Annotated in this window: 5 protein-coding genes; all 5 read right to left on the bottom strand. The window is 73.9% G+C overall.

All coding sequences use genetic code 11. The features are described 5' to 3' along the window. The coding region (locus tag B9S57_RS10765; protein WP_308457393.1) for a carboxyl transferase domain-containing protein at nucleotides 1–746 on the bottom strand (746 nt) is incomplete at its 3' end. Between the two features lie 82 nt (nucleotides 747–828). Beyond that, a complete protein-coding gene (locus B9S57_RS10760) occupies nucleotides 829–1,701 on the bottom strand; it encodes an alpha/beta hydrolase (protein WP_103515326.1) in 873 nt (290 codons plus the stop codon). Between the two features lie 120 nt (nucleotides 1,702–1,821). Beyond that, complete coding sequence (locus tag B9S57_RS10755; RefSeq protein WP_103515325.1) at nucleotides 1,822–3,294, bottom strand: FAD-dependent monooxygenase; 1,473 nt, start codon at nucleotides 3,292–3,294, stop codon at nucleotides 1,822–1,824. 30 nt (nucleotides 3,295–3,324) lie between these two features. After that, on the bottom strand, nucleotides 3,325–4,878 hold the full coding sequence (locus B9S57_RS10750) for an FAD-dependent monooxygenase (protein WP_103515324.1): 1,554 nt from the start codon (nucleotides 4,876–4,878) through the stop codon (nucleotides 3,325–3,327). A gap of 1 nt (nucleotide 4,879) precedes the next feature. Beyond that, nucleotides 4,880–5,409, bottom strand: a 530-nt coding sequence (locus B9S57_RS10745; protein WP_181011312.1) for an aromatase/cyclase, incomplete at its 5' end; no start/stop codon positions are given.

The raw sequence follows: 5,409 nt of genomic DNA, 5'->3' as shown, positions 1-5,409 counted from the left end.
AGGTAGCGGACCTCCGCCAGGCAGGTCTCCTCGTCGTCGTGGACGAAGTGGACCGCGCCCGACGACCCGGCGTGCACGTCGGCCCCGCCGAGGCCGTTCTGGGTGATCTCCTCACCGGTGACCGCCTTGACCACGTCGGGGCCGGTGATGAACATCTGCGAGGTCTCACGGACCATGAAGACGAAGTCGGTGAGGGCCGGGCTGTAGGCAGCGCCGCCCGCGCACGGGCCGAGCATCACCGAGATCTGCGGGATGACGCCGGAGGCGCGGGTGTTGCGCTGGAAGATCCCGCCGTACCCGGCGAGCGCGGAGACACCCTCCTGGATACGGGCACCGGCGCCGTCGTTCAGCGAGACCAGCGGAGCACCGGCCGAGATGGCCATGTCCATGATCTTGTGGATCTTCGTGGCGTGGGCCTCGCCCAGCGCCCCGCCGAAGATCCGGAAGTCGTGCGCGTAGACGAAGACCGTCCGGCCCTCGACCGTGCCCCAGCCGGTGACCACACCGTCCCCGTACGGCTTCTTCGCCTCCAGGCCGAAGCCGGTCGCCCGGTGCCGGCGCAACGCCTCCACCTCGGAGAAGCTGCCCTTGTCCAGGAGCAGTTCGATCCGCTCGTGCGCGGTCAGCTTGCCCTTGGCGTGCTGGCGTTCGGTGGCACGGGGGTCCGTCCCGTGCCGGGCCTCGTCCTTGCGTGACTCCAGTGCGGTGAGCCGTTCGGTCAGTGCTTCGGATGTCGCGGGCGGCATGTGCGGTCTCCTGTCTGTGGCGGCGGTGGCGCGGGGCAGCGGGTGCCGGGGTCTGGATGCCCTCCCGGGGGCCGTACGGGATTCAGGCCGGCGCCCCCGCGCGGGCCAGGCACTCCTCCAGGAAGGCCAGGGCCCGCAGGTGGTAGGAGCGGGCGGCCCAGCCGAGGCTGATGTTGTGGCCCGCCTCCGGCTGCCGGTCGACGGTGACGAAGGGCGAGGCGGTGAACAGACCCGCCAGCTCGGCCAGTTCCTCCTCGCCGTGCCGCCACCAGAGTTCGCGTTCGGCGAAGGTGAGCCGGACCGGGACCGGGACCCGGGCGGCGGCCGCGGTGAAGCTCGCCGGCCAGCGCGCCGCCTCCGCCCGCTCCCGCACCGGCATCGGCGCGACGAGGGCGGCGGCGTCACGGAAGGTGTTCGGCGGATAGAAGCGCAGCGCGCCCCAGTTCCGCTTCCAGTGGCCGTGCTGGTGGGGGTCGCGCAGGTCGCCCGTGTCGACCGCGTAGTCCCGGCCGCAGCCCGAGACGTCCATCCCGAGCAGGGGCGGCGCACCGTCGTCCCGGGCCGCCTGTCCGGCGGCGTAGGTGAGGGCGAGCTTCCCGCCGAAGGAGTGCGCGACGAGGAAGACCCCGGCCCCGGTCGGGTAGCGGCCGGCCAGGTGGGCGAGCGCGGCCCCCAGCGACTCGGACTGCCCCGACAGGTCCTGTCCGTACGGCAGATGGGCCGCCGACAGGCCGTATCCGGGCCGGTCCACCGCGACGACCGTGTAGCCGAGAGCGGCGCCGAGCGAGAGGAGCGAGACGTCGGGATGGGCCTGGCCGTCGAAGTATCCCGCCCGCATCCCGCCGCCGTGCACCGCGACGACGGTCGCCCGCGGCGTGCCCTGCGGCTGGGCGATCAGGGCGGAGAGACGGCAGGGACCGGCCTCCAGGACGACCGGCCGGACGCCGGGCGACATCGCCGTCCCGGTGGCCGGCGCGGCCGCCGGGGCGTTCACCGCACGCCCCGGGTGGTACGGGTGAGCAGTCGGGACCGGCTCATGGTCTCCTCCTCGTAGGGGTGGCCGGGCGGGGAACGGTCAGGCAGGGGTGCCGAACCAGCGGTGCAGGGCCTCGCCGAGCTCCGCGGGGTCCGCGCCCGCCCAGGCGACATAGCCGTCGGGACGGACCAGCATGGCCGGGGCGCCCGCGAAGGCGTCGGGGTCCTGGGGGACTCCGGTGACGAGGGAGACCCGGTCCTTCCAGCCGGCCGCCGCCTCCCGTACGCCGGGGTCGTCGGCCAGGTCGAGGACGAGCCCCTGTGCCGAGTGCAGCAGCGTGGGCGTGCCGACCGGGCCGGACGCCGTCGTCAGGACGCGCGGGGGCAGCCGGCGTCCGAGCAGCGGGTGCCCGCCCTCTCCCAGGTCGTAGTGGACGTCGAGGTGGCTGACCACCCCGGCGAGGAACCGCTTGACCGGATCGAGCTCGATGAGACCGGCGAACAGGGCCCGCAGCGGCTCCGACTCGGCGCCGCCGAGGAAGACCGTGCCCTGCGCGAGGGTGTTGGCCAGCAGACGCTCGCCGGCCGGGTGCCGCTCACCGTGGTAGGTGTCGAGCAGGCCGTCCGGCGCCCAGCCGCGCACCACCGCGGCGAGCTTCCAGCCGAGGTTGACGGCGTCCTGGACCCCGGTGCTCAGCCCCTGCCCGCCGGCCGGGAGGTGGATGTGCGCGGCGTCGCCGGCCAGCAGCACCCGGCCTCGCCGGTACTCGCTCGCCTGCCGGGTCGCGTCGGTGAACGAGCTGACCCAGTCGGCGCTGCCGCCGGATATGTCCTCCCCGGTCAGCCGCTTCCACGCCGCCGCGACCTCCGCGAAGTCCGGCGTCGTGCTCCGGTCCGCGGGCGGGGCGCCGTGCTCGCACACGATGATCCGGTCCACGCCCTCGGCGAGCGGCGCGGCCATCACCATCCCGGCCGGGACCCGCTCGCCGAGGAACCGCGGGGGGATGGCGCAGCCGACCACGTCGGCGAGGTACATGCCGCGGGTGGCGTCGGTGCCGGGAAAGGAGAAGCCGGCGGTCCTGCGGACGAGGCTGTGCCCGCCGTCGGCGCCCACCAGGTAGCGGGCGCGCAGCCGGCGCTCGCCGTCCGGGGTGTCCGCGGTGACGGTGACCCCGTCCGCGTCCTGCGAGAGATCGAGCAGCTCCCAGCCCCGCCGGATGTCCGTGCCCAGTTCCAGGGCCCACTCCTCCAGGACCGCCTCGGTCCTGGACTGCGGAATGCCGCGCGCCCCGAAGTGGGCGTCCTCCAGTGCGGTGAAGTCGAACTGCACCCCGCCGAAGTGGCCCATCGGACTGGTCTCCAGTCCGCCGAAGCGCGGGACGAGACCACGCTGGTCGAAGGACTCCAGTGCGCGCGCGGTGAAGCCCAGCCCCCGGGACTGCCCGGTGGGGCGCTCCAGGGTCTCGAGGACGATGACCTCCGCGCCTCCCAGCCGGAGCTCCCCTGCCAGCATGAGCCCGGTGGGCCCCGCGCCGGCGATGATTACGTCGGCGTCCGTGACGTCGGCATCCATGGATGTGCCTTCCTGGTTCCTGCCGTCGTCTCAGCGCTCGGCAGCGGTTTCGGTGGAGTGGTGCGGGGCTGTGCGCGTACGGTCCGGCTCCCCGAACCAGCGGCGCAGTGCGCTGCGCAGGGACGGGTCGCCGGTGCTCCGGCCGGCCCAGGCGACGTATCCGTCGGGCCGCACCAGCAGTGCGTCCCCGGCCGTCAGCGGGGAGCCGGGGGCGGGCCGTGCGGTGACCCGCTCGACCCGGGCGCCCCACGCGGGGGCGCCGTCCGCCCCGGCGCCGAGGTCGAGCAGCAGGCCTCTGCCGTCGCGGAGCAGCTCCGGTGTGCGGATCGCGGCACCACTCCCCGCGCCGGTGCGCGTCAGCTCGGCCGGGGGCAGGCGGAGCCCGGAGAGCGGGTGGCCGCCGCCCTCCGCCGGGTCGTAGCGCACGGACAGTCCGCTGACCGCCCCAGCCAGCCGGATCCGTACGTCGTCGAGGGCGACCAGCCCGGCGAGCACGGCGCGGACCGGTTCGATCTCCGGTCCGCCGAGCAGCAGTCGGGTCTGTGCCCGGATGTTGGCCAGGACGTCGGCGCCGACGGCGTGGCGCTCGGTGTGATAGCTGTCCAGCAGTCCTTCGGGGGCGTCGCCCCGGACCTCCGCGGCCAGCTTCCAGCCGAGGTTGAAGGCGTCCTGCACGCCCAGGTTGAGGGCCTGACCGCCGCTGGGCATCTGCTGGTGGGCGGCGTCCCCCGCGAAGAGGACCCGGCCGTGCCGGTACCGCTCCAGCTGGCGGTCGAAGTCGCCGAAGGCGTTGATCCACAGCGGGACACCGTGGCTGATGTCCTCGCCCGTGACCCGCTTCCACGTATCGGCGACCTCCGCGAACTCCGGTGCGCCGGAGCGCCGTCCGACCGGCCTGCCGAACTCGTGCACCATCACCCGGGTGACGCCGTCGCGGGTGGCGGAGATGGCCAGGCCGTCGGGCAGCCGCTGGAAGCGCCGGTCTGCTGTCCGGACTCCGGAGACGTCGGCGCGCAGCAGTTCGCGCCGGGCGTCGCTGCCGGGGAAGGCGGCCCCGACGAGCCGCCGCACGGTGCTGTCCTCGCCGTCGCAGCCGACCAGGTAGCGGGCCGAGACCCGGACCGGGCCGTCCGGTCCGAGGGCGTCGGCCGTCACCTCGTCGGTGCCCGCGCTCAGCCCGGTCAGCCGGTGGCACCGGCGCAGACCGGCACCGAGCGCGGCTGCCCTGTCCTGGAGGATCTCCTCGGTCCGGCGCTGGGGCACCTTCCACTGGCCGGGGTGGGAGCTGGGCAGGGTGAGGTCGAGCCCGATGCCGCCGAAGTGGCCGCGCGGCTCGCACGGGGGTGTGCCGAGCACGTCCAGCAGACCGCGGCTGTCGAGGATCTCCATGGTGCGGGCGTGGAGGGTGCTGGCCCGCGATTCGGTGGTCGGCCCCGGGCGCTCGTCGAGGACCAGCACCTCGGCCCCGCCGAGCCTGAGCTCGCAGGCGAGCATGAGTCCGGCGGGGCCGGCCCCGACCACCAGGACATCGGTCCTCAGCGCCTGCGCGGTGTCCTGGGCCGCGTCCCGGTGGTCCGCTGCCATGTCAGTACTTCTTCTCCGCGTGGTCCTTGGCGTGGTTGAGGGTGGCGGTGCTGTTGGTGGAGAGGGCGGTGTGGACGTAGGTGCGGGCGTCTTGGGTGGTGGCGTCGGGGCCGAGGATGCGGGTGATGTTGTCGGTGTTGAGGGTGACGGTGTGCTGGGAGGTGGCGGTGGTGCCGGTGTCGGTGTCGGTGAAGGTCCACAGGCCGGTGTGGAGGGTCATGAGGGCGGGGAGGGTGGTCTGTTTGTAGGCGATCCTGTGGTGGGGGAAGGTGACGCGGTGGGAGGTGGTGGTGTGGGTGCTGCCGTCCTTGGCGCGGGTGTCCATGGTGAGGGTCTGGAGGCCGGGGGTGTCCTCGGTGAGGTGGACGGTCGCGACGTGGGGGAGGCGTTCGGGCCAGAGTCCGGCTTCGTTGACGAAGTCGTAGGCGTCCTTGGCGGAGCCGTTGATGTGGACGGTGTCCTCGAAGGAGAAGGTGACGTCGTCGGTGGCGTGGGCCCGCTCGACGTTCTCCTTCAACGCCGCCAGCTCCG

It is taken from the genome of Streptomyces sp. SM10 (assembly GCF_002910915.1).
GTDB lineage: Bacteria > Actinomycetota > Actinomycetes > Streptomycetales > Streptomycetaceae > Streptomyces.
The sequence above is the reverse complement of the archived record's forward strand: the minus strand, read 5'-3'. Positions and strand labels throughout refer to the sequence as shown.

Excerpts from the sequence above, each read along its gene's own strand:
- B9S57_RS10760 (WP_103515326.1), bottom strand. The coding sequence starts at position 1,701 with ATGTCGCCCGGCGTCCGGCCGGTCGTCCTGGAGGCCGGTCCCTGCCGT.
- B9S57_RS10750 (WP_103515324.1), bottom strand. The coding sequence starts at position 4,878 with ATGGCAGCGGACCACCGGGACGCGGCCCAGGACACCGCGCAGGCGCTG.
- B9S57_RS10755 (WP_103515325.1), bottom strand. The coding sequence starts at position 3,294 with ATGGATGCCGACGTCACGGACGCCGACGTAATCATCGCCGGCGCGGGG.